Below are 22,702 nucleotides of genomic sequence, written 5' to 3'. Positions count from 1 at the left end.
TGGTCAGCGCGGCGCGGACGTCGCGCTTTCGTTGCGCTCCGCAGCGGAGTTCTTGGGAATCGAGAAACCATATCGCGCCATCAGCGCTATTGTATCGGGCTGCTTGATGAATTTCATAAACTGGTTGGCCAGTTGCTGGTTGCGCGACGATTTCAAAATCGCGGCGGCCTGGATGATCGGCGGATAGTCCGTCGCCGGGATTTCGACGTATCGTCCCTTATCCTTCATCGCGGGCGCGAGCGCGAGCGAGAGCGCGAGGATGCCGGCGTCGGCGTTGCCGGATTGAACAAACTCGGCGGTCTGCGAGATGTTTTCGCCTAGCACCAGCTTGCTTTTGATTTTGTCATAGACCGCCGCGTGGCGCATCGCCGCAACCGCTGCGACTCCATACGGCGCGTGCTGCGGATTGGCGATCGCGATCTTTCGAATACCCGGATCGAGCAACTCCGCAAGACCGCGGTTTAAGTCGAGCTTCGACGCGTTGGGAACCCATATCACGAGTTTTCCGCTCGCATATTCGTAGATAGTGCCGGGTTCAATCAAGCCCGCGGCCTCGAGCTTCTTCGGATAGCCAACGTCGGCCGAAAAGAACAGATCGAACGGCGCGCCATTTTGAATCTGGGCGAAAAAATTCCCCGATGATCCATAGCTGAGCTCGATACTGTTGCCGGTTTGCTCCTGAAATCGGGCGGCAACGTCCTGGAACGCGAAGGTCAAATCCGCCGCCGCAGCGACCTTGATTTCCGCGGCGCCGGCCGCGGCCGGGAGCCACATGCAAAGAAGAGTTGCGAGAGCGAACAGCGCCCGCAAAACGACTTTCGCGCGTTTGCGATCAAGGATCAGGTTCACGAGGCGCCTCCAGTTTGTCGATTGCGAAAGCATCTCAAGCTCCTGCCATAATACTTGTCATATCGCTTGAATAATGGCACAGCGCCAGACGTTCGCACAGTGCCGGCGACGGTCTCACCGGGGCCAGGCGAGCATTGATTCGGGCTGGCTCTCATCGTTAAGTAATCAAATGACGAGCAAGAACAAAATCGCGACATTTGGCGCCGGATGCTTCTGGGGAGTTGAATCAGCTTTTCGCGCGGTCGAAGGCGTCGTCGATGTGGCCGCAGGATACGCGGGCGGCACGGTTCCAAAGCCCAACTATCGAGCGGTTTGCACTGGCAAGACGGGACACGCCGAAGTCGTGCAGGTGGAGTACGACCCGGCGCGGGTATCGTTCGAGCAACTGCTGGAAGTCTTTTGGCAGATTCATGACCCGACGACGCTCAACCGGCAGGGACCCGACGTCGGCACTCAATACCGGTCCATAATTTTTTATTCCGATGACCACGAGCGCAGGGCCGCCGAGGAATCGAAACGGCGACTCGATGAATCCGGCAAACTCGCGCGCCCGGTCGTCACGCAGATAGTATCCGCCGCGGAGTTCTACCGCGCCGAGGAGAATCACCAGCGCTATTACGAGCGCAGCGGTATCGCGCCGAGTTGCGGAATACGCGGACGAATCGACTGAGGTTATGGTTCAGAAGGATTAAGGGATTAGAGGAAGTCCCGAACAGGTTGGCGATGGACAATCGCGCGAAGATCGATATCGCCGGGGAATCCGCCACGGTAACGCCGCCCACCCTGGCCGCGGACGGTCGCTTGGGTTCTGCGCACCGGTTCACCAACTGGCTTCGCGACCCTTCCTGGCTCACTGTCCAACGCGTCACATTTTATTCGGGCGTTCTGCTGCTTGCATACCTGGCTGCGGCGATAGCTCAACTCTTCCACTCTCATCACCTGATATTTGCGAGTGGTAAATTCGTTGGAGGCGATTTTGTAGTTCCCTACGCGGCTTCGATCGCGGCGCTCAAAGGCGATGCGGCCTCTGTTTACGACATTCATCGCCTGTACCTGCAGGAGGCGGCGGTAATGGGGGCTAAGGATTTCGGTGGACCCTTCATGGAGCCGCCGATGTACCTGCTTATCGTGCTGCCGCTTTCGATGCTGCCATTCATCGCGTCATGGGTCGTGTTCGAGACCGTGACGCTTGCCGGCTATCTGGTCGTTCTCAGGCGCATCGCTCCCATTCCGGTCGGACTTTGGCTTGCGATCACATTTCCGGCGGTCATCATCAACTTCATGTGCGGACAAAACGGCTTCCTGACCACCGCGCTTATCGGGGGCGGTCTGCTGCTTCTCGACCGACGGCCGCTGCTTGCCGGGTTGCTGTTTGGCTTGATGGCTTACAAGCCGCATCTCGCGATATTGATTCCGCTCGCACTGATCGCAGGTCGCCGATGGCGTGCGCTCATGGCCACTGCCGTCAGCACGATTCTGTTCGCGGCGGCTTCGCTCGCGGTCTTTGGCATACCAGCCTGGCGTGCGTTTATCGGCAGTATGGCGTTCACACAGAAAACTGTCCTGGAACGGGGACTGGAAGGGGGTGGAACCAGTTTCGCGACCATGCAAACCATTTTTGGCGCAATCAGGATGTGGGGTGGCAGCGTCGAGGTTGCATATGTGTTTCAGGCGCTGGTTGCGATATGCGCGGCGTGTGCGGTGGTTTGGGTTTGGCAAAGCAGCCGTCCGTTCGCGCTCAAAGCCGCCACCATGGCGGTTGGCACCTTGATGGTTTCCCCGTACCTCCTGCAATACGAGCTGGTGTTGCTCGCGCTGCCGATAGCGTGGCTGGCAATGGAGGGTTTGGAGAAGGGGTTCCTGCCCTATGAGAAGGCCGTGCTCGCGGTCGCGTGGATTGTGCCCCGCGTATCATTGCCCGTCAGTCAGAGCGCCAAAATCCCAATTGCCCCAATTGTGATTATCGTACTGCTGACGGCGATCCTCCGGCGCGCCAGCTATCGCGAGCCCAGCGCTCACCAGGATCAAGCGCTTGACCTCGCGGATTTCGAGACACCGGGGCCATTGGTCCTGCCCGGACTCGGGCAGTCGTCCTGAGAGTACAGCTCGGCACCCGACGCGGGGTGCACGCTCAAGATTATCGAGCGGAGGGATGGAGGCCGGGCAGCTAGAGCAAATCTATTGGCTCGCGCTCTTGCAGTTCGCGGTCGATTGACCGGCGCGGCTTCTCGAGAGCGTAGCTTCCGTTCCAGAGTGGGCGAAATTTAAGGAGGAAGCGGCTCAGTTTTCCAGGGGGCGAGGATCTTTCCTGGGCTCTTTCAGGTTCAGAGTAGCGGATTCCCTTTGATGTCATTGGCAGCATCTTCGCGCCCTCCCCGTGCGTTGATAGCCTCCATCCCGCTCCTCCGAACCACCCCTTCGCTAGGGCAAGCAATCAATGTGCCACGAGCGATTGATCAATAACGTCCCGAATACGCGGCGCGCTCCTACTATCAGTCAACCGACAGCTACACATTGTAGAATCGATGCAACAATTTGTCACTGACGTTGTTTCGTCCCTGGACTAACATAGGCGCGCATCCGCCCAATCGGTCGATTCCAAAGACTCCAGGAATCAACGAGGCCACACTCGCGGCATCAAGATCGTTTGGATCGATCGGCGCCTCGGCTCCGAGCGGAGACCGCGGCACGCGCGCGACGGGATTTTGCCGTGATGCCAAAAGCCTGACGATCATCAGGGGCGGGCCGGACCGCCCGCTCAGATTAAATCGGTGCTGGCCGGTTCCTCGATAACATGGTTTTCGAGGTGGCCGATTTTCTCGATCTCGATTCGGACCACGTCGCCAGCCTTGAGCCATTTGGGAGGATTCATCGCGGCAGCCACTCCGCCGGGGGTGCCGGTCGAAACGATCGTCCCCGGCAACAAGGTAAAGACCGTCGACAGCGTCTCGATCTGTGCGAAGCAATCGAAGATCAGATGCCTGGTATTGGAATGCTGGCGCGATTCGCCGTTGACGAACGTGCGCAGGTCCAGCTTGTGCGGATCGCCAATCTCATCCGGGGTTACGATCCATGGGCCAACCGGCCCGTGCGTATCGAACGACTTGCCCAGCGTCATCGTCGGCGCGCGGCGCTGCCAATCGCGCACGCTCACGTCGTTTACGATCACGTAACCCGCGATTACCTCGCGCGCGCGATCGCGCGGCACGTGACGGCATCGCCGGCCGATGACGAATCCGAGCTCGCCTTCGTAATCCAGCGCCGATGACGCGCGCGGGATATGAATCGGATCGTACGGCCCGGTCACACAGCTCGATTGTTTGTTGAAGAACATCGGAAACTCGGGACGCTTCATCTTGGTTTCTTCGACGTGGTCCGCGTAGTTGAGCCCGATGGCGAGAAACTCCGGGGGGCGGGCGATCGGCGCCTCGAGCTTGACGCTCTTCAGCGCAATCCGGTGGACAGAATTCTTCCCCGCGCGCATCGCGCGCTCGGCTGCCGGCGCCCCCGCCACGATGAAGGCGGTCATGTCGCGCGGCAACTCGGGCGCCGCAGCCGCAAGGTCAACGATCGAGTCCTCGACGACGACGCCGATTCGCGTCGCGCCGCCATGGGTGAATGTCGCAAGCTTCATTCGACTACAGCCGTTATTGCAATGATCGACCCGCCAGACAATGGGATGCGAGGGTCTCAGGGGGGCGGCGGGGTGGGGTTGGCGGGGCACGCGCTTGCGCGCGCGAGATCCTTCGCTTCGCTCAGGATGACGGGATGGGTCGGGATGACGGAAGGAGTCGCGGCTGCCAGTCATGAGAAGCAAAGAGAAAGGACATCTCTGTAATTGGACCCTCACCCGCGCCTCGACGACTCGGCGCGGCCTCTCTCTGACAGAGAGAGGCTAGATCCGGGGCCGGGGGCCATCCTTCCTTACGCGGCGGGGCATTTGGCCGGCGGCGCGTGTTCACGGCCGGATCGGGCAATCTTGTACCGGCCGTCCGTAATCGGCACAGTCTTCATAAGACGGGCGCTGGCATGGGCGGCGGACGGCGGGTCGAAGGCCGTGCGGCGTCCAAGGGAAACGACGTGACCAGGAACGGAAACTTTTTCAATCTCTACAATCACGATTTCGTCAGAATCGCGGTTGGAGTGCCGTCGGTTCGCGTCGCGGATCCCGCTTACAACGCCGAACATACCGTCGCGCTGATCCGCGACGCCGCCGAGCGCAAGGCGGTGCTCGCGCTGTTTCCCGAATTGGGGCTGACCGGGTATTCGTGCGACGATCTGTTTCAGCAGCGCGCGCTGCTCGACGCATGCCTTGACGCAATCGCGGTGGTGGCCGAGGCGACGGCGAAGCTTTCGATCGTCAGCGTGGTCGGAGCGCCGCTCCAGATCGATCATCATCTGTATAACTGCGCGATCGTGATTCATCGCGGGCGGATTCTCGGCGTCGTGCCGAAGACCAATCTCCCGAACTACCGCGAGTTCTACGAACCGCGGCAATTCGCCTCGGCCGACGCCGCGACCCGCGACGAAATCGAGTTGGCCGGGAATCGCGCGGTTCCGTTCGGCAACAACCTCATCTTCCAGCACGAGGAGCAGCCGGGGCTTACGATTCACGCCGAGATTTGCGAAGACTTGTGGGTTCCGATTTCGCCGTCGTCATACGCGGCGCTGGCGGGAGCGACGGTGCTGCTGAACCTGTCGGCGTCGAACATCACGATCGGCAAGGCCGACTACCGGCGCTCGCTGGTCATCGGCCAATCCGCGCGATGCATTGCGGCGTACGCATATAGCGCGGCCGGAACGGGTGAATCGACGACCGATCTGGCCTGGGACGGACACGCGTTGATCGCCGAGAACGGCAACCTGGTCGCCGAGTCCGAGCGCTTCAAGGATGGGCCGCAAGTGGTCTGGGCGGAAATCGATCTCGAACGGCTGTCGCAGGAACGGATGCGTCAAAACACCTTCGGCGACACGGCTCAGCGCGAGCGCGAGCGAGTGCGGCGGTTTCGGCGGATTTCATTTTCGACGCAATTGCCGCGGCGCGCGAAGATGCTGCTGCAAAGGCGCTACGAGCGGTTCCCCTACGTGCCCTCGGATCCCGCAACCCGCGACGAGCGATGCGCCGAAGTCTTCGACATCCAGGTTCAAGGCCTGGCTACGCGACTGCGCTCGACCGGTCTGGAACGCGTCGTGATTGGAATCTCGGGCGGAATCGATTCCACCCACGCGCTGCTGGTATGCGCGCGTGCGATGGATCGGCTCGGCTTACCGCGCAAAAATATTCTCGCCGTCACGATGCCCGGCTTTGCCACCGGCGCGCGAACGCTCGAGCAGGCGCGCCGGCTGATGAAGTCGCTCGGCTGCTCGACCGATGAAATAGACATTCGCCCGAGTTGCATGCAGATGTTCAAGGACATCGGGCATCCCTATGCCAAAGGCAAGAAAGTTTACGATGTCACGTTCGAGAACGTACAGGCGGGCGAGCGCACCAGCCACCTTTTCCGATTGGCGAACCTGCGCGGCGGGCTGGTGATCGGCACCGGCGACTTGAGCGAGCTGGCGCTGGGATGGTGTACCTACGGGGTCGGCGATCACATGTCTCATTACAGCGTCAATGCGAGCGTGCCGAAGACATTGATCCAGCACGTAATCCGATGGCTCGCGCAAACCGAGAGCCTGGGCCGCGAAACCAGCACGACGTTGCTCGAGATTCTTGCCACTCCAATCAGCCCCGAGCTGATCCCCGGCACGTCGGAGGACGGACATTCCAGCCACGACACCGAAGCGACGCTTGGCCCCTACGAGCTGCACGACTTCTTCCTCTACTACACGCTGCGCTTCGGATACCCACCGCCGAAGGTCGCGTTCCTCGCTTACAATGCGTGGCGCGACAAGGACGCGGGCCAGTGGCCGGACATTGGGCGCGAGCGCCGCAACCAATACGACATCGCGACGATCAAGAGGCATCTGCACACATTTCTGTACCGCTTTTTTCAGTTGAGCCAGTTCAAGCGCAGTTGTATCCCGAACGCGCCCAAGGTCGGTTCGGGCGGATCGCTGTCGCCGCGCGGCGACTATCGGGCGCCCTCGGACAGCGTAGCGACCGCATGGCTCGAGCAATTGAAGTCGATCCCCGACAAAGATTAATCTCGCCATCGGTTTCGCGGACGGCTTGCACGCGCTTGGCGATTCAGTGAAAAAGTGAAAAGTGAGAAAGTGAAATTGATCGACGATTTGAATGTCGAGTGCCACCCCGCGTGCACTCTGCGATGAGGGAGTGAGATGCTAAAGGCTTCGGGAACAATATTTGCGATGCTGGCGCTGGCGGCCGCCGCCGCGCTAGCCACCCCGGCCAGCGCGCAGCAGTCTGCCGCGCCACAGCAATCGCCGTGGGCGATGCGTGCGCCGGATGCTGCGCCGCACGGTGCTGCGACCCGTTCGGCCCAGGCCGTGGCGGCTGAGAAGGAGGCTGAGAAGGGCACGCCGCAGCAGCGGGAATTGGCGCGCAAGATCGTCTATGCCATGTACGCGAAAGATTTCGCCGCGCTCAAGCAGCTGATCGCGCCGTCCACGATGAAATGCATCGGCCAGAACCAGAATTTTCTTGACGACCGGATAAGGAAGCAATTCGACCTTCCAATCAGCAAGAACTACCAGGTGACGGTTACCGAGAAGCCGGCAAATGTGATGCTGCCGGACAAGTACGCCACTTACCCAATGCCGGCGACTCATTATTTGGGAATCGCATTTGGCACCGAGGACAGTGGCACCATCACGGTGAACGAATGGATCGGGCAGGAAAATGGCCGCTGGTACGAGGCACAGCCATGCCCAACGGAACTTGGGATGCAGCGATTTGCCAAGCTGCAGCGGATGCGGGCTCAAGGTCGCGAGCAGGCCAAGGGGTATGCGGCGCGCGTCCAGGAGCCGCTCAAGTCGCAGCTGCTGGCGCTCATCGCCAAGCGCGATAATGCCGATGCGTGGACGCTGTGCGTGAAAACCCTGCACGTTGACTTTCAGACCGCTCACGAAATAGTTGCGATCCTCGCGGGTGACGAAGCAGACTGAAGCCGCTCGCGAAGTTTCTCGATCGCTTCGACGCCGAAGTTTGCCCCAGGCTCGCGTCAGCGAAGCAGTCGATTGCCCGCAGCGGGGCTCAGGCCGGCTGCCCGATAATGCGGTAGGGTCAAACAAGATGAACGGTCTGGCGCATCTGCTCGACAAGACGGTTTTCCCGGTTCAGCCGCTGATCGTGCCGGTTGCCTTGATCGTATGGATCGTCGCTGCAATCCCATGGGTCAGGAGTCGACTGAAGTTCTTCCCACAAAAATATCACCTCGGACTCGCAGCGGCTGGGACGGTCTTCCTGGGTATTGTCGGAGCTGAGTTCGCGCTGGTTGCTTTCGTGGAGCACGAGGCCTGGCACGAGATGGTGCCGCAACTGTACGGCGAGATTGAGTCCGTGACGGTCGACGGAATTCAGATTGGCGATAGCGGTCCGCTGGTAGCCGCGCTGCGAAACATGCAGGGAACAATCGGACACCACTCCCATCCAACGATCAGCCATGTCGTGGTGCTGACAACTTCACGCGGATCTCTGCCGCTGAATCTGAAGAGAGATTCTGAAGATCCTGATGAATATTGGGTGTTCTATCCTTTTTTTCAAATCACGAGATTCAACGCCGTGGGGCACGCCTTCACTGACGCTATGGAGGGGATGTAAGCCCGCGTGCCGCCGACTTGCCCGCAGCGCGAACGCTCTGTAAACTCGTGTCGCTTTCACTAGCGATGTAAAGGGTTCTCGCGTTTAGAGCAATCATCGCATCGCTTGTGCCGCTTGGACGGTTGTAATTCGTGGAAAAGACAATCTCGCCAGGATCCATCGTTGTGGCATCCAAGGACCAGATTTCCTGCGATCTCGAGGGTGAGGCCGCCATTCTGAATCTCAAGAGCGGGACCTACTTCGGACTGGACCCGGTAGGCGCCATGATTTGGAGCCTGATTGTGCAACCGCGCCGAGTGGCCGAGATTCGCAACGCATTGATCGAGCAATTCGACGTCGAAGCCGAGCGATGCAGCCGCGATTTGATGCAACTGCTTGCCGAACTCCAGGCGCATGGCCTGATTCAGGTCCTGGACGAGCCGGCGCCGGACGGTCGGGGATCGGATGAAGAAGGTAGCTAAGTTCCTCGCGTTGCCCGCGCCGGATCGGATGCTTCTGTTTCAGTCGCTGGCGGCGACTTTGGCGGTGCGTGCGGGCCTGTGGATGTTGCCGTTTGCTCGTGCGCGCCGGCTTGCTGACGCGATGAGCCATCCGATGCGCGCAAACTCCAGCTCCGTGCGTCCATCACCTGAAAAAATCGCGTGGGCAGTCGCCACCGCCAGCCGGGCCGTCCCCAGCGGCGGCAACTGCCTGGTTCGCGCGCTCGCGACCGGCATCGTGCTCAAGCGCTACCGCTATCCCAGCGAACTCAAAATCGGGGTCATGAAACCGGTCGACGGGCATTTCGGCGCCCACGCATGGCTCGAGAGCGGCGGCATCGTGGTGATCGGAGATTTCGAGCTTGATCGATACATGCCGCTTGGCGGGCGGGACTCCGTTGGCCGATAGTCCCGCAAACCCACCGACGAAGGGCACGCTTGCGACGTACGTCAAGATGCTGGTGCGGGTTTCGCGCTGGCATTTGATCAGCGTGCTCATCGTGATGGTCCTGTTTTCGCTGACCGAGGGGGTCGGCTTCGCGCTGCTGCTTCCGACCCTGCAGGTGGCGGGCTTCAATCTCGCCGGACAGGGCGAGGCGGGACGTTACGCGGCGATGGTTTCGAAGGCATTCGTTTCGGTGGGGCTGCACCCGTCGCTGATTCTTCTGCTTGGCATATTCGTGATCCTGGTTGGCGCGCGAACGGTGCTGGGACAGATGCAGGGCGTGTGGACTTATGCGGTTCAGCAGGAAGTCGAGGATCATCTGCGCCGTCGCCTCTACCACGCGATTGCGGATGCGAACTGGCTGTTCGTATGCCGGAGCAGGACTTCGGATTTCACTCACGCGCTGACCGCAGAAGTCAGCCGAATCGGCTACGCCACGAATCTTGCACTGGTATTCATCGGCGAAGTCGCGATCGGAATGCTCTACATGGCAATCGCGTTTGCGCTGTCGGCCGGGATGACTGCATTGGTGCTGATCTCCGGCGCGTTTCTGGCGTTTGTTTTTCGCGGCCGCACCCATGCGATCGAAAAGCAGGGCGAGGAGATCTCCGCTTCCAGCAAGTCGCTCTACGCCGCCACCATCGAGCATTTACAGAGTCTCAAAGCGGCGAAAACTTATGGCGCGGAAGCGCGTAATTTTTCGATTTTCTCCGAGCTGAGCGCCGATGTTGCCCGGGCCAACGTGGACGGCACGCGTCAGCAGGCGATCGCCGCGACGTGGTTCGAACTCGGCACGGTGGTAATCCTCGCGATGGTGGTGTTCGCATCGCTTCAGATCCTGGCAGTGCCGCCGGCGTCAATTCTGCTCCTGTTGCTGCTGTTCATGCGTGTGATGCCGCGAATCATGAGCGGCCAGTACCACTACCGCGCCTTCGTCAACGCGCTGCCATCGTTCGCCAACCTGCTGGATATCGAAGCCCGATGCACCGCGGCCGCTGAGCCGGCGGTGCATCTGCACGATCGGCAGTCGCTCACCCGCGAACTTGCCGCTGAGAACGTATCGTTTACTTACAGTGAGGGACGGGTGCCCGCGGTAAGCGATTTGAGCCTGGTGATCCCGGCGGGGAAAATCGTCGCGCTGGTGGGGCCGTCGGGAGCCGGCAAGAGTACCATCGCCGACATTCTGATGGGCCTCGTCGCGCCCGACTCGGGCACGCTCAGACTCGACGGCCGGCCGCTCGGACCCGAAGGCATGCGCGGATGGCGCGATCAAATCGGCTTTGTGGCGCCCGACACGTTTCTCTTTCACAACACGATTCGTGCAAACCTCAAATGGGCGCGCCCCGAAGCCAGCGAGGAGGAAATGCTCGCGGCGCTTCGACAGGCGTCCGCATTCGATTTCGTCGCGGGACTAAGCGGCGGGCTCGATACTATCGTCGGCGATCGTGGAATGATGCTGTCGCAGGGAGAGCGCCAACGCCTCGCGCTGGCGCGCGCATTCCTGCGCCGCCCTTCGATGCTGATTCTGGACGAGGCGACCAACAGCCTCGATTCCGAAAACGAAGCACGGGTGCTCGATGCGATCGAAAGCCGCCGCGGCGAACTCACCGTCGTACTGATCGCGCATCGCCTATCGACCATCCGATGGGCCGATCTGATTTACGTCGTCGAAGGCGGGAAGGTGGTCGAGTCGGGCAATTGGTCGTCGCTCAGCGCGCTGCGCGACGGCCGTTTCCGCGCGCTATGGGAAGCGCAGAGTCTGACCATCTGATCGAGATCCAGCCCGCATTTACGTCACATTCTGTTAATCCGCGACTAATTGTTCCGACATGTCCCTGAACTAGGGTGACGCCGTTCGCGGCGCGTGGGTGTCTGATCGAGCGGACGGCGCTGAGCGACGGCATAGATCGCCTGTGGGAGGGGACATGAAGATTCAATCGCGTATATCGTCGTTTCTGTTGCCGGCCGTGGCCGGCATCGCGCTGCTCTTGAGCGGATGCGCGCAGCAACGCGAGTTAAGTTGGTGCACTGTTTACGGCGCCGCCGCCGGCGCGCTGATTGGCACCGGCGTTGGCTATGCTGTCGGCGACAACGCGGGCAATCCCGGCGAGAGCTCGCGAACTATCACGGGTGCGGTTGCCGGTGCGGGAATCGGCGCGGTAATAGGCGGAGTCGCGGGCCATTACTATTGCGATCCGATCGTTCAACCGCCGCCTCCGCCACCACCACCTCCTCCGACCCCGCCGCCTCCGCCACCACCGCCCCCACCTCCGCCGTTGAAGGAGAAGCTGGTACTGCGCGGCGTGCATTTTGATTTCAACAAATCGAACATCCGTCCCGGCGATGCCGCCGTGCTGGACGAGGCCGCCTCAACTCTCAAGGCCAATCCCGGCGTTGACATTGACGTGAATGGATATTGCGACGCGATCGGAGGCGAGGACTACAACCTGAGGTTATCCGACCGGCGCGCGAACGCGGTCGTCGATTACCTTATCAAGGATGGAATCGCCGAAAGCCGGCTGCATCCACACGGCTACGGCAAGACCAACTTCGTGGCGACCAACGACACTGCCGATGGGCGCGCGCAAAACCGCCGCGTCGAACTGGCGCCCGAACAGTAAGCACGCATACCACGGGGCGCTCGCAATCTCGCGAGCGCCCCGCCGCCGTTCCCTCGCGCGGTCAGGATTTAGCGTTCCGCGCGACATCGACAGAAAGACACAAATAGCTTGCACCTGTCCACTTTTTGTGGAATAGGAAGCGGGGAGGACGGCATGGCCTACCGAATTCTGACGCTTGATGGCGGCGGCAGTTGGGCGCTGATTGAAGTAATGGCGCTGCGCGCGCTTTACAGTGACCAGAAGTCAGGACACGACGTGCTCGCTGATTTCGACCTGGTCGCTGCTAACTCCGGCGGAAGTCTGGTGCTTGGCGGCCTCGTCGAGAACCTGACGCTCGGCGCGCTACTCTCATATTTTCAGAATCAGCAGAACCGCGAGTCGATTTTCTCGCCCACGACTTCCTGGGGAGATCGAGCGCTCCGAGATCTCACCGGAATGGGGCCCAAATACAGCGCCGCGAACAAACTTCCGGCGATTCAGGGGTTTTTGCCAACTCGCGGAACGTCTCCGTTGGTATCCGCAGCGGCAGCCGTGCGCCGCACGGGGGCATCGGCGGACATACATCTGCTGATCACCGGCTTCGATTACGATCGCAACCGTGCCACGTTTTTCCGCTCTGCGCCGGCCTCGGGCGCAGCCTGGGGCACCGGCGACGCCGCCAGCGTGACGCTGGCCGAGGCGCTCCACGCCTCGACCAACGCGCCCGTCAATTACTTTGACGGGCCGGCGCAATTTCCCGATCGGCCGGGAAGGTATTGGGATGGCGCCATCGCTGGATGCAACAACCCGGTGCTGGCGGCGGTCACCGAGGCCCTGGCGCTGGGGCAAAATCCAACGGACATTGTCGCGCTGAGTCTGGGGACTGGATCGGTCGCGTTGCCGGCGCCGCCTCCTGGCGGTGCATCATCACCGTACCTGCGGCCACCCGCAGATTCCGGACTCGTTGCGGATCTGCACAAGCTGGCGACTTCGATTCTCGACGACCCGCCTGATATCGCATCCTATCTCGCATATGCCATGACTGGCGCCAGCAAGGGGCTTAAGGACCCCATAAAAAGCCGGATCGTGAGGATGAATCCGCTGATCAGTCCGGTAAAGGATCCCGCCGGCATTTGGACGGCGCCTGGCGGTATGACCGCCGCCCAGTTTACCTATCTGGCGAATATGGACATGGATGCGATCCAGCAGTCCCAGGTAAATGCGATCGCGGCCTATGCGGATCTATGGCTAAAAAGCCAAGCGCCAAACCAGCCGATCCGCATGAATACCGACACGCTCGCGTGCGAGCTTGGTGACGCCTGGTTCCAGGCCGCCTCCGCTGCATGGGCGGCAATCAAATAGGCGACGTGCCGCGGTGCTTGAAAGGCTGGCGAGTCGAAGGATCGACGGTCAAATGATTAGCTGTGGACATCGGATGCGGCCTTTCTCTTCGATGCTGCCAATGATTTTAGCGGCGCTTGGTGTCATCGCCTTCACGGCCTCGCGGGGAATCGAAGAAATGCGAGAGGGGGGACTTGAACCCCCACGCCTTGCGGCACCGGATCCTAAGTCCGGCGCGTCTGCCATTCCGCCACTCTCGCGCGAGCTAAAAAGGTATTGGAAAACCCGGGCTTTTTGAAGCGCTACTCGATGATGCGCTGGGTCGGCGTCGCTGCGGGCTTAGGAGTTGCGCGGATATGCTCGAATACCGCCTTGTTGGCGGTGGCAAGCTGACCGACGGCGGCCAGGATTCTGCCCGACATCTCGTCGGCAGCGCCTTTGCCGACTCGAAACACGGAGGAATCTTCGTACACTTCGCCCGGTAGCCTGTCGGAATAGATTGTGAATGCGACCGATACCGCGGACATCGTGCCGGAAAGCTTGCTATCGACTCCCGGGAGTCCCGCAAACAAGTCCACACACCAGAGATGCACTCCGATACCATATGCGTCGGCGTGATCGACGAGCCGATATGCGACTGAATCGCGAACTTTGTCCTTGAAATCGGAGCAAAAGCTTTCGCCGGCCGGATCGGAGCAATGACAGTCCACCAGGACGCTGAGTCGGGTTTCGTTTTCGTTGCCTGCCGCTCGCGCCTGCGCGGGAAAGATCAGCAGGACCGCGGCCAGCATTCCGATTGAGGCTGCTATATTCGGTTTCAAAGCAAATGTCAGGTTAGCTGAGTCGCGGCGATCTGGGCAAATGCATCGTTTTCAGCATCGCGACAGCACCCTTGTCGCATGCTAGTATTTGCGGGTTATCACTAACGAGGGAGTTCGAACATTATACGATGCTGCTAAACATGAATCAGTCGAGGCGAATTCGCCCCAGGTCCGCGCGGAGTATTGTTACCGCTATTGCCGCCGCCGTCGCAATCGTGTGCGCGGCCATCGGCCCGCATCCCGCATGGGCCGACGACCCCAACGCGGTGGTTGCCACGGTTGGCGATCACAAAATCAGCGAGAAGGACCTCGACGCAAAAGTCAAACCGCAGCTCGATCAGATGCGCGCGGCGCTCGAAAAGCGCGTCGATCAACTGATCGCCGACAAGACTTTCGATCTCAGGCGCCAGACGCTTGAGTCGATGACTAACGACTACCTGATCGAGCAGGCCGCCCAGCGCGACAAGCTGAGCGCCGATGACTACCTCAAGAAAGAATACGCGGGCAAATCGGCCGTGACCGAAGCTGACGCGAAGAAGTTTTACGACAAGAACAAGTCCGCAGGCACCGCGCCGTTCGACAAGCTCAAACCGCAGCTGATGGAAATGATGAACCGCCAGGCGCTGCTCGAACGCCTGCGCAAGGAAGCGCCGGTGAAGATTTTACTGGAGCCCCAGCGCGTCGCGCTGAACAGCAGCGGCCATCCCGCGCTCGGCGGCATGAATGCGCCTGTCACGATCGTCGAGTTCACCGACTTTCAGTGTCCGTACTGCAAAAAAACGGAAGACACTCTGAAGCAGTTGCGGGCGAAATATGGCGACAAGATTCGCATCGTACACATGGACTTCCCGCTGCCGTTCCATTCACACGCGCTTGACGCCGCGAAGGGCGCGCGATGTGCCAACGACCAGGGCAAGTTCTGGCAGTTCCGCGATGCGCTGTTCGCCGATCAGAGCAAGCTGGCGCCCGCCGATCTGAAGGCGACAGCCAAGAAGCTCGGACTCAATACCGGTCAGTTTGACGCGTGCCTTGACAAGGCGAAGTACGACAGCCAGGTCAAAAGCGACCAGGCCGCCGGCGAGAAGGTCGGCGTGGACGGAACCCCGGCGTTTTTTATTGATGGCCGGCCTTTAACGGGCGCGCAGCCGGCTTCGAAGTTCGAAGAGATCATCGACGACGAGCTGGCTACCGGCGGCGCCAACAAGCAAGCGTCGGTACGTTAGTGCGTGCCGGGCACGGAGAGATAGCGCAGGTTTTTTTCTTCCATCGCCTCGGCTAGCTCGCGATACCGGTACGGATCGCCGGCTTCGGACTTGGCGCGGGATCGATACGGGCTTTTGCGGCGTCACCCCGAATTCGGGATGCTCGACGGCGTAGATAATTGCGGACGCCGGCCAGCTTGGGCGCGGATTGCTCTTCTGTCCGGCGTCCGGCATCTACGGGGCGTTCGCATGCCTCACGGATTGCCATCGGTCACCGCCCTACCCAAGGTGATTCCCACCACCATGCTTGCCCGAGATGGTGCTGCATCAATGCGGGAGATCTCGCGCCGGTCGGCGTGGCAGTGGGCGTCGCCGATGGCGTCGCAGTTGCAGTGGCCGTATTGGTCGCAGTGCCGGTCGGTGTCGCTGTCAAAGTAGCCGTCGCAGTTGCGGTGGCCGTCTTCGTCGGAGTTGCCGATGGTGTTGCAGTGACGGTGGTCGTTGCCGTCACCGTAGGAGTGGCAGTTGGCGTTGCCGTTAAAGTCGCGGTGGCAGTCGGGGTCGACGTGGCGGTCGCGGTCGGGACAGCGCTCGCTTCAAGGTCGGCCTCAATGCCGGTGTTGAACGCACTCAGCGAGGTTGTAGCCTGCGCTGTCGGCTGCGCCCCCGAACTGGCGATGACTGCATCCGCCTCCTGCGACGATGCGATGCTCTCCGATTGCGTCACTTCTTGAGTGAGACTGTCGTTGTAATTGGTGAAGGTGTTTGCGCCCGCCGCGCATCCACCGAACAGGTGAGCATCGCCAGCCGTGCCGGTGATCCCAGGTCCCGAAATCAGGGTCATCGCGCTTGCGCTGTTTTGATTCGTCGGGCCTGGCCTGAATGTGCATCCGTTTGCGGTCTTGTAACAAAACAGGTTGTAAGAGCCGCTGCCGCTGGTCGCAAGGTTGCACGTAGGCGCTGTGTCACCGCTCGTATAGACGTGCGTGAGCCATTGCGCCTCGCGATTATTTCCCGATCCCCATGCATAGTCGCCCGACGTCCAGATAGGTGTCCATCCTGAGCCGCTTTGGTTGCATCCTGCCGTAGTGGAAAGGGCTTCATTTCCGCACCACTGGATGATGCAGCAATCGCCCGCGTTCGCCGAGCCAAAGCCGGTCGGATAGGTGGTGGCGAAGCTGGTGGTAGTAGTTACAACGCCTTTGGTGGGCGTCCCGTCGATTCCCGGTTGCGCCAGCGCCGGGCAGGGGCTGACCCCTGCACCGAGTATTAAAACGAGAAAGAGCGCGACAACGGAGCGCGTCGTTCTTAATACTGCGCCGTCGCGACCCCCGCGCCTATTGCTGTGAGCAGAATGCACAGGCAACGCATGCTCCTCCGCCGCTAATTGCGGGAACGGTCACGACGATAGCCGTGTTCGTCGCGCTCGCCTGAATCGGCGGGAACGCATCGTCCAGCTCCGGCGCGCCGCCGCCGACCTCGTCAAATTCATATGACAAGGTTCCGCCCTGAGTTCCCGTCACGGTCACAACTCCGCTCACGGTCGAGGCGGGGCTGCTGCAAGTCGCGTCGATTTTCCAGAGATAGTTCGTCAGTCCCGCGGCCGCGGGGCAGCTTGTGCTGACTGACGCGCCGCCGGAGCCAACCGGCGAACAGTAGGCCGTCACATTCGGCGGCCGCAGCCGCACCTGGAGTTGCGCGCGGCCCGGCGCCGCGCTGCCGGCAATTAATATGCCGGCGAGTAGAATGCCGCAAAGTAAGTTCCCGATTTTCATGTCAGCTCCTTCGCTCGAACATCCGCAAATTGCGGCCAAAATGACCAATAGCACTATCGTCGGCGTCCATTCAGGCTGAACTATGACACCCTGAACTGCAGGGGTGCTTTGGCGGCGTGAGTGCCGCACGCAACGTAATCCCCGGTGCGATGGGGCAGGGTGGTTCTACCTGTGATGGACGAAACAGCTGGGTCGCGGTAGGGTTAGCGCCATGACTACAACTCTCAATCGCGACGAACTCGCCTGGATGGACGCGACCGCGCAGGCCAATCTCGTCGCGACGGGTAAGGCCACGGCGCGCGAATTGGTTGACGCAGCAATCGAACGCGTCGAACGCATCAACCCGCAACTGAATTGCGTGATCTATCCGCGCTTCGACAAGGCGCGCGCCGAGGCCGCCACGGGGCAAAAGCATCCACCGGGTATTTTTCACGGCGTACCCTTCCTGCTGAAAGATCTGTCCGAGATGGTGGCCGGCGAGCCGATTAGCTGGGGATGGAAAGCGTTCAAGGACGCGCGGGTCACGGCGCGATCCACTTCCAATGTCGCCGCGAAATTTCGCGCCGCCGGCCTGATTGCGATCGGACAGACTACGGTGCCTGAATGGGGTCCGTCGATCGCGACTGAAACTCGCGCCTGGGGAGCTACTCGCAATCCCTGGAATCTCGAACGCGGTGTCGGTGGATCGAGCGGCGGCGCGGGCGCGGCGGTTGGGTCCGGGATAGTTCCGATCGCCCACGGCAACGATGCGGGCGGCTCGATTCGCATTCCGGCGTCATTCTGCGGAGTCGTCGGGCTCAAGCCTTCGCGCGGCCGGACTTCGATCGGACCGCTTCACGCCGACATCTGGCACGGACTCGGCGAGGAAGGCGCGCTAGTCCGATCGGTGCGCGATGCGGCGGCGGCGCTCGACGTGGTCGGCGGCTACATGCCCGGCGATCCCTACACGGCGCCGGCTCCTGCGCGTCCGTATCGCGACGAAGCAGCGCTCCCGCCCGGCCCGCTTAGAATCGGCTTCATGGATCGCGCGCCGTCATTCCATCCGGGCATCGACGCCGATTGCGCGGCCGCGGTTCGCAACTGCGCGAAGCTGCTGGAGTCGCTAGGCCACAAGGTGGAGCAAAATCATCCCGCCGCGCTCGACGACGAGCGCATCGGCGACCCGGTCGGCGTTCTGATCGCATCCGGCGAAGCCGGCCACGCGGTGGACGCGGAAAGGATACTTGGGCGCTCCGTCGTCGCCGAAGATTTCGATCCGTGGACCTGGTTTCTCGTCGAGCGTGGCCGCCAGGTGTCGGCGCTCGAATTGATCGTCGCACGTGAATGGATCAACGAATTCTCGCGGACGACCGCGCGATGGTGGAGCGGCGGATTCGACATCCTCATCACTTCGACTTTAGCCACTCCCGCGCCGCCGCTCGGATTCTTCAAGCTCGGACCGGGCGAGCATCCAGCCGACATCGGACGGCGGATGGCCGAGGTCAGCCCGTTCACGATTCCATGGAACGTGGCAGGCAATCCGGCCATCTCGCTCCCGCTGCACATGACGCGCGAGGGCCTCCCGGTCGGGGTTCAGCTCGTAGCTGCGTACGGCCGAGAAGATTTGCTGCTCCGGCTGGCCGCGCAAATCGAGCAAGCCGCACCGTGGTCTGGCCGGCGTCCGCGAATCCACGCCTAGCGCAAAGCGATTGTGAGCGTCCCCGGGTGAGACGGGGAACATTCGGGTCGAGACGGGAGGCGCGGCCAGTCGCGCTCTGGCTCGCCGTCTTGGGCGTTTGCTTGCCTTATTGGGTCGTTTAATCCTAGATTTATTCAGCATCGATCAATTTATTGGGAGACTGGCGGGGTTCATCGATTTATGGCGATTAGCTTTCCTTCTACTGATTACTTCGAAGCGCTCAAGGCGCAGATGGCCGCGAACGAGGAAAAATTCCGGCGGCTGGGGTTTATCGACACGACCTTCGGCGTAACCGTCGGCGTCAACGGCAAGGCGCGCAACTTCATCCTCGAGTTCGAGGTTTTCGATCTCAAGAGCGTCAGCGAAGTGCCGGCGATCGATCTGAAGAAAGTCGATTTTCAGATCGAGGGCGACTCGCGGGTGTGGCGCGAGATGATCGAAAACATCCGGCGCAACGGCGAGGCCGACTCCGCGCACGACATCAACACGCTGGCGCATTTCGGCGAGCGCTTGAAGATTGTTTACGACGATCCCGACGGTCATGACAAACTCTACCGGTTCATGGAATCGATCCAGGAATTTTTCGATCTGTCGAGCAAGCTCGAAGTGAGCTTCTAGGGTTTCAAGCAGAGCGCGGAGGCGCGGCGACGATGGCATACCTTTCGACCACGAACTTCACCGAGGACAAGGACTTCATCGACAAGTGGCTATACACGATCAGGACCGGCGAGATGGACCTGTCGTGGATGAAGTCGGCGACCGAGAAGATCAGCCCCGAGGAAGCCAACCCGCGCCGCGGACTGACCTACCGTGACCTTAACCTCGGGACTTATGGCTATACCGACATACCCGAAAAGGTTCGCGCCAATCGATCCTATGCGCCGCGCGGCGCCGAGATTCCCGACGGCGTGCCCGACGCGCAGCCATGGGTCTCGCGCAAGAGCGAGCTGTGGGCGTTCAACACCGAGAGCTATTACGAGGAAGCGGTATCGCGCCAGTGGAACGCCACCACCGACATTCCTTGGGACCGCCTCGAGGGAGTCGAGCTGCCCGAGGTGACGGGCAAGGCGCTCTCGCAGTTGATGACCTTCCTCACCGAAGTGGAAATGATCGCGACCGATACGCCTGCGATGTGGTTGCCGCGGCTCAACCCCGACTTTATCGAGGTCCGTTCGTTCATCGCGGCGCAGGCGATGGACGAGGCGCGCCATGCGGAGGTCTTCCGCAAGCGCGCGCTTACGACGGGTTGGGGCTTGATGCAGGCCAGTCCGATCAACGAGATGGCGCTGAAGCATCTGCGCGACGCCGATTCGTTCAGCGAGATGTCGGTTGCGCTGCACCTGGTAGCCGAGGGCAACGTTCTTACCATGTTCCGATTCAGCGAATATCTGTCGCCCACCGACGTGGACAAGAAGATTTTCCGCCTGGTGATGCAGGATGAAGCGCGTCACGTCGGCTACGGCATGCAGCATTTCAAATACGTACTCGAGCACTTTCCCGAGAAACGCGAAGTTCTGCACGCGCACCTGGACGAAGCCGAGAACATTTCATTCGCCGGCGCGGCGGCAACCGAGCTGACCGAGTCGTTCATCATCCTGGCCGGCGGCGGGCTCAAGAAGGAAAACATCGAACAGGGCGTTCGAGTGACTACTCAGTTCAATCTCAAGCAGATGGAGGAGCATTTCGAGCGTCTGGACAAATGCGGGATGCCGGAGCGCAAGGAACGTTCGAAGCTCTATAAGATGTATGAGATGGGCCGGGCCGCAGCCGAAAACGCGGGAATCAAGCTCTAAGGACATCAAGCTCCAAGGATAGGACAGGCAGCACCAAGTGGCATTTTACGCTGACAAGGATTACACGGTCGATGAAACGGTCCTGGAAGCCGCGCAAAAGGTGATGCAGGGACACTTAGGCCTGCATTGGTACGAGGCCAAGACCGAACGCATAGCAGGCCGGCCGTCGGATCCGCGGCGCGGACTTACCTACCAGGACCTCGACGTGGGCAGCTACGGCTACACCAATATACCCGAGGATGTCCGCAAGAGTCAGTCGATGGTGTCGCGCGGAAGCGAGAAGGTCGGCAAGCTGCCCGACATGGGCTACGTCGTGAATCGCAAGTCCGACGTATGGTCGGACAACGTCGCCGATCTTTACGAAGAAGACAAGGCGCGGCGATGGGTGCCGGCGGCCGACATCCCATGGAACGAACTGCACGCTCGTCCGCTCGCGCCCGAACTCGAGATGGCGTGTGCGCAGCTCTACACCTTCCTGCAGGAATGCCAGATGGTGTCGATGGACTTTCCCTCGAAGTGGGTTGCGTTGATCAACCAGGACTTCCTCGAACAGAAGAGCTGGCTGTGCGCGCAGATGCTCGACGCGTCACGCCTGTTCGAAGCGTTTCGCAAGCGCGCGCTCTACGGCGGGGCGGGACTGGGGCGCGCCAGCGTGACGGCGGAGCAGGGGCTCAAGGAATGGCTGTGGGCGGATCAGTTTCCGCAAGGCTCGGTTTCGATCAACCTCTCGCTTGCCGGATTCCTGCTCGTGTTATATCGGCAAGTGGCGGCCTTCGCACCGACCAACGTCGATCGCGCGATCATGCGCTACGCGATGCAGGACGCCGGCCGTCAGACCGCCTACGGACTCGGCCAGCTCCGCTACCATCTGAAGCATCGCCCGCTCGAAGTGAGCGCGATGGAGGGTTACCTCGACCACACTGAGCACGTTCTGCTCGGATTGATTGGGAGTCCCGAGCTGCTGGAGCCGATGATCATCATCTGTGGAGGCGGACTCGAAAAGGCCAATGTGGACAAGGGGCGCATTGCGACGGCGAAGTTCATCAGGCTGGTGGTGCGCGAGTACATGGAGCGAATCGCGGCGGCAGGGCTGGCGGGCCATGCCGGGCGCAGCCGCATCCCGGCCATGATCGATCGCATTTCAGCTGCCGGCTAAGACACCCGGACAGAGTATCGCGCGCGCATATTTTCTGCGTCGGGCGGCGCTGCTAAAGTAGCGGGATGCCAAATCGTGGTTCCGAAGTGATAGCCGGCGCGCCGGAGACGCCCGACTGTTCCTCGCGGGCGTCGAAAGACGCACCTGACGAACCCGACCAAGGTAGCCGCGGCGCGCTCGGGCGACTCTTCGACCGTATCGTTCCGCGTACCGCGCTGGTGCGCTTTCTCGCTTACGTCCGGCCGCATCTACGGCTGGTGGCGGGCGGCTCCGTCATGGGCATTTTGAAATTCACGCTGCCGCTCGCGTTTCCGCTCGCCTTCAAATATGTGTTCGACGTTTTACTGGTTCCGCAGCCGCATCCTGAGCGTTTGAACCAGATGATTGACCGATGGTGCAGCTCGCTTGCTTTGACGCTTCATCTCGGCGCGGGATCGGCGGCCAAGCTCGAAGCTCTGACGGCGGCGCTGTTCGCGCTCTTCGCCGTTCAGGCGATTGCGACTTACTACCGCAACTACTGGGCGAGCATGGCGGGCCATCGGCTGATCTTCGATTTGCGCTACGCGCTGTATCTGCATGTGCAGCGCCTGTCGCATTCGTTTTTCGATCGCACGGCGTCGGGTGCGGTGGTCTCGCGCTTCATTTCCGACATCTCGATGGCGCAGAATTTCGTCGGCTCGGCGATGATAAACATCTGGATGGACGGCGTGTCGCTGGGCTTCGTGATTTGGCTGCTGTTCTACCTCAACGTGCGGCTGGCGTGGATCTCGCTGATAGTCATTCCGTTCTACGTCGCGGTGATCAGAATTCTCTCGCCGAGAATCAAGGAGACCAGTCACG

Annotated in this window: 21 protein-coding genes and 1 tRNA gene; 16 read left to right on the top strand and 6 right to left on the bottom strand. The window is 61.0% G+C overall.

Annotated features, from left to right (window positions below; all coding sequences use genetic code 11):
* Positions 1–3 precede the first annotated feature (3 nt).
* Positions 4–849, bottom strand: a complete 846-nt coding sequence (gene modA / locus ABSB13_RS05830) for a molybdate ABC transporter substrate-binding protein (RefSeq protein WP_428106366.1) — start codon at positions 847–849, stop codon at positions 4–6.
* Between the two features lie 169 nt (positions 850–1,018).
* On the opposite strand from modA, the gene msrA reads away from it, so the two are divergent.
* Positions 1,019–1,519, top strand: coding sequence for a peptide-methionine (S)-S-oxide reductase MsrA (msrA, locus tag ABSB13_RS05825; RefSeq protein WP_428106364.1), 501 nt, complete (start codon positions 1,019–1,021; stop codon positions 1,517–1,519).
* A gap of 53 nt (positions 1,520–1,572) precedes the next feature.
* Positions 1,573–2,946 carry a glycosyltransferase family 87 protein gene (locus ABSB13_RS05820; RefSeq protein WP_428106362.1) on the top strand — a complete coding sequence of 458 codons (1,374 nt, stop codon included), beginning with the start codon at positions 1,573–1,575 and terminating at the stop codon, positions 2,944–2,946.
* A gap of 661 nt (positions 2,947–3,607) precedes the next feature.
* Here the strand turns inward: ABSB13_RS05820 and ABSB13_RS05815 are convergent.
* Positions 3,608–4,483 carry a fumarylacetoacetate hydrolase family protein gene (locus tag ABSB13_RS05815; protein ID WP_428106360.1) on the bottom strand — a complete coding sequence of 292 codons (876 nt, stop codon included), beginning with the start codon at positions 4,481–4,483 and terminating at the stop codon, positions 3,608–3,610.
* A 395-nt stretch (positions 4,484–4,878) separates the two neighbouring features.
* On the opposite strand from ABSB13_RS05815, the gene ABSB13_RS05810 reads away from it, so the two are divergent.
* The 8 genes from ABSB13_RS05810 to ABSB13_RS05775 all read left to right on the top strand — a co-directional run bounded on the left by ABSB13_RS05810 (position 4,879) and on the right by ABSB13_RS05775 (position 13,458).
* The gene (locus ABSB13_RS05810; RefSeq protein ID WP_428106358.1) at positions 4,879–6,996 is read left to right on the top strand and encodes an NAD(+) synthase; all 2,118 of its coding nucleotides are present in this window, start codon (positions 4,879–4,881) and stop codon (positions 6,994–6,996) included.
* A gap of 135 nt (positions 6,997–7,131) precedes the next feature.
* Positions 7,132–7,917 (top strand): hypothetical protein, encoded by a 786-nt coding sequence (locus ABSB13_RS05805; RefSeq protein WP_428106355.1) that lies wholly within the window; start codon positions 7,132–7,134, stop codon positions 7,915–7,917.
* A gap of 127 nt (positions 7,918–8,044) precedes the next feature.
* Positions 8,045–8,572 (top strand): hypothetical protein, encoded by a 528-nt coding sequence (locus tag ABSB13_RS05800; RefSeq protein ID WP_428106353.1) that lies wholly within the window; start codon positions 8,045–8,047, stop codon positions 8,570–8,572.
* Between the two features lie 164 nt (positions 8,573–8,736).
* Complete coding sequence (locus ABSB13_RS05795; RefSeq protein WP_428106350.1) at positions 8,737–9,033, top strand: PqqD family protein; 297 nt, start codon at positions 8,737–8,739, stop codon at positions 9,031–9,033.
* On the top strand, positions 9,017–9,460 hold the full coding sequence (locus ABSB13_RS05790) for a lasso peptide biosynthesis B2 protein (protein WP_428106348.1): 444 nt from the start codon (positions 9,017–9,019) through the stop codon (positions 9,458–9,460). The genes ABSB13_RS05795 and ABSB13_RS05790 overlap by 17 nt, the downstream gene beginning before the upstream one ends.
* On the top strand, positions 9,450–11,267 hold the full coding sequence (locus ABSB13_RS05785) for an ABC transporter ATP-binding protein (protein ID WP_428106346.1): 1,818 nt from the start codon (positions 9,450–9,452) through the stop codon (positions 11,265–11,267). Before ABSB13_RS05790 ends, ABSB13_RS05785 begins: the two co-directional genes overlap by 11 nt.
* A gap of 154 nt (positions 11,268–11,421) precedes the next feature.
* Complete coding sequence (locus tag ABSB13_RS05780; protein WP_428106344.1) at positions 11,422–12,117, top strand: OmpA family protein; 696 nt, start codon at positions 11,422–11,424, stop codon at positions 12,115–12,117.
* A gap of 153 nt (positions 12,118–12,270) precedes the next feature.
* Complete coding sequence (locus tag ABSB13_RS05775) at positions 12,271–13,458, top strand: patatin-like phospholipase family protein (RefSeq protein WP_428106341.1); 1,188 nt, start codon at positions 12,271–12,273, stop codon at positions 13,456–13,458.
* A 158-nt stretch (positions 13,459–13,616) separates the two neighbouring features.
* On the opposite strand, the gene ABSB13_RS05770 is transcribed toward ABSB13_RS05775, so the two are convergent.
* Together ABSB13_RS05770 and ABSB13_RS05765 are read right to left on the bottom strand one after the other, a co-directional pair.
* Positions 13,617–13,697, bottom strand: a tRNA-Leu gene (locus tag ABSB13_RS05770).
* 42 nt (positions 13,698–13,739) lie between these two features.
* Positions 13,740–14,258: a hypothetical protein gene (locus ABSB13_RS05765; protein WP_428106339.1), complete on the bottom strand. Its 519-nt coding sequence runs from the start codon at positions 14,256–14,258 to the stop codon at positions 13,740–13,742.
* 140 nt (positions 14,259–14,398) lie between these two features.
* Between ABSB13_RS05765 and ABSB13_RS05760 the strand changes: the two genes are divergently transcribed.
* On the top strand, positions 14,399–15,481 hold the full coding sequence (locus ABSB13_RS05760; RefSeq protein WP_428106336.1) for a thioredoxin domain-containing protein: 1,083 nt from the start codon (positions 14,399–14,401) through the stop codon (positions 15,479–15,481).
* 250 nt (positions 15,482–15,731) lie between these two features.
* Here ABSB13_RS05760 and ABSB13_RS05755 read toward each other — a convergent pair whose 3' ends face one another.
* Positions 15,732–16,826, bottom strand: a complete 1,095-nt coding sequence (locus tag ABSB13_RS05755) for a hypothetical protein (protein WP_428106333.1) — start codon at positions 16,824–16,826, stop codon at positions 15,732–15,734.
* Positions 16,798–17,235: a hypothetical protein gene (locus ABSB13_RS05750; protein WP_428106332.1), complete on the bottom strand. Its 438-nt coding sequence runs from the start codon at positions 17,233–17,235 to the stop codon at positions 16,798–16,800. Before ABSB13_RS05750 ends, ABSB13_RS05755 begins: the two co-directional genes overlap by 29 nt.
* Before the next feature lie 211 nt (positions 17,236–17,446).
* Here ABSB13_RS05750 and ABSB13_RS05745 point away from each other — a divergent pair, with 211 nt between their 5' ends.
* From ABSB13_RS05745 to ABSB13_RS05725, 5 genes are all read left to right on the top strand, one after another.
* The gene (locus tag ABSB13_RS05745; protein WP_428106330.1) at positions 17,447–18,913 is read left to right on the top strand and encodes an amidase; all 1,467 of its coding nucleotides are present in this window, start codon (positions 17,447–17,449) and stop codon (positions 18,911–18,913) included.
* A 180-nt stretch (positions 18,914–19,093) separates the two neighbouring features.
* Positions 19,094–19,531: a hypothetical protein gene (locus ABSB13_RS05740; protein WP_428106328.1), complete on the top strand. Its 438-nt coding sequence runs from the start codon at positions 19,094–19,096 to the stop codon at positions 19,529–19,531.
* Between the two features lie 32 nt (positions 19,532–19,563).
* Positions 19,564–20,706: a ferritin-like domain-containing protein gene (locus ABSB13_RS05735; protein WP_428106327.1), complete on the top strand. Its 1,143-nt coding sequence runs from the start codon at positions 19,564–19,566 to the stop codon at positions 20,704–20,706.
* Between the two features lie 37 nt (positions 20,707–20,743).
* A complete protein-coding gene (locus tag ABSB13_RS05730) occupies positions 20,744–21,862 on the top strand; it encodes a hypothetical protein (RefSeq protein ID WP_428106324.1) in 1,119 nt (372 codons plus the stop codon).
* A 65-nt stretch (positions 21,863–21,927) separates the two neighbouring features.
* Positions 21,928–22,702: ABC transporter ATP-binding protein (locus tag ABSB13_RS05725; protein WP_428106321.1), on the top strand; the 775-nt coding region annotated here is incomplete at its 3' end.

It is taken from the genome of Binatus sp. (SeqCode) (assembly GCF_050013435.1).
Classification (GTDB): Bacteria; Desulfobacterota; Binatia; order Binatales; family Binataceae; genus Binatus.
Note: the sequence above shows the minus strand (reverse complement) of the source record. Positions and strands in the feature narration are given on the sequence as shown.

What these genes read in the sequence shown, in the direction of transcription:
- msrA (WP_428106364.1), top strand. Translation starts at nt 1,019, where the DNA reads ATGACGAGCAAGAACAAAATCGCGACATTTGGCGCCGGATGCTTCTGG.
- ABSB13_RS05820 (WP_428106362.1), top strand. Translation starts at nt 1,573, where the DNA reads ATGGACAATCGCGCGAAGATCGATATCGCCGGGGAATCCGCCACGGTA.
- ABSB13_RS05815 (WP_428106360.1), bottom strand. Translation starts at nt 4,483, where the DNA reads ATGAAGCTTGCGACATTCACCCATGGCGGCGCGACGCGAATCGGCGTC.
- ABSB13_RS05810 (WP_428106358.1), top strand. Translation starts at nt 4,879, where the DNA reads ATGGGCGGCGGACGGCGGGTCGAAGGCCGTGCGGCGTCCAAGGGAAAC.
- ABSB13_RS05805 (WP_428106355.1), top strand. Translation starts at nt 7,132, where the DNA reads ATGCTAAAGGCTTCGGGAACAATATTTGCGATGCTGGCGCTGGCGGCC.
- ABSB13_RS05800 (WP_428106353.1), top strand. Translation starts at nt 8,045, where the DNA reads ATGAACGGTCTGGCGCATCTGCTCGACAAGACGGTTTTCCCGGTTCAG.
- ABSB13_RS05790 (WP_428106348.1), top strand. Translation starts at nt 9,017, where the DNA reads ATGAAGAAGGTAGCTAAGTTCCTCGCGTTGCCCGCGCCGGATCGGATG.
- ABSB13_RS05780 (WP_428106344.1), top strand. Translation starts at nt 11,422, where the DNA reads ATGAAGATTCAATCGCGTATATCGTCGTTTCTGTTGCCGGCCGTGGCC.
- ABSB13_RS05775 (WP_428106341.1), top strand. Translation starts at nt 12,271, where the DNA reads ATGGCCTACCGAATTCTGACGCTTGATGGCGGCGGCAGTTGGGCGCTG.
- ABSB13_RS05760 (WP_428106336.1), top strand. Translation starts at nt 14,399, where the DNA reads ATGAATCAGTCGAGGCGAATTCGCCCCAGGTCCGCGCGGAGTATTGTT.
- ABSB13_RS05750 (WP_428106332.1), bottom strand. Translation starts at nt 17,235, where the DNA reads ATGAAAATCGGGAACTTACTTTGCGGCATTCTACTCGCCGGCATATTA.
- ABSB13_RS05745 (WP_428106330.1), top strand. Translation starts at nt 17,447, where the DNA reads ATGACTACAACTCTCAATCGCGACGAACTCGCCTGGATGGACGCGACC.
- ABSB13_RS05740 (WP_428106328.1), top strand. Translation starts at nt 19,094, where the DNA reads ATGGCGATTAGCTTTCCTTCTACTGATTACTTCGAAGCGCTCAAGGCG.
- ABSB13_RS05735 (WP_428106327.1), top strand. Translation starts at nt 19,564, where the DNA reads ATGGCATACCTTTCGACCACGAACTTCACCGAGGACAAGGACTTCATC.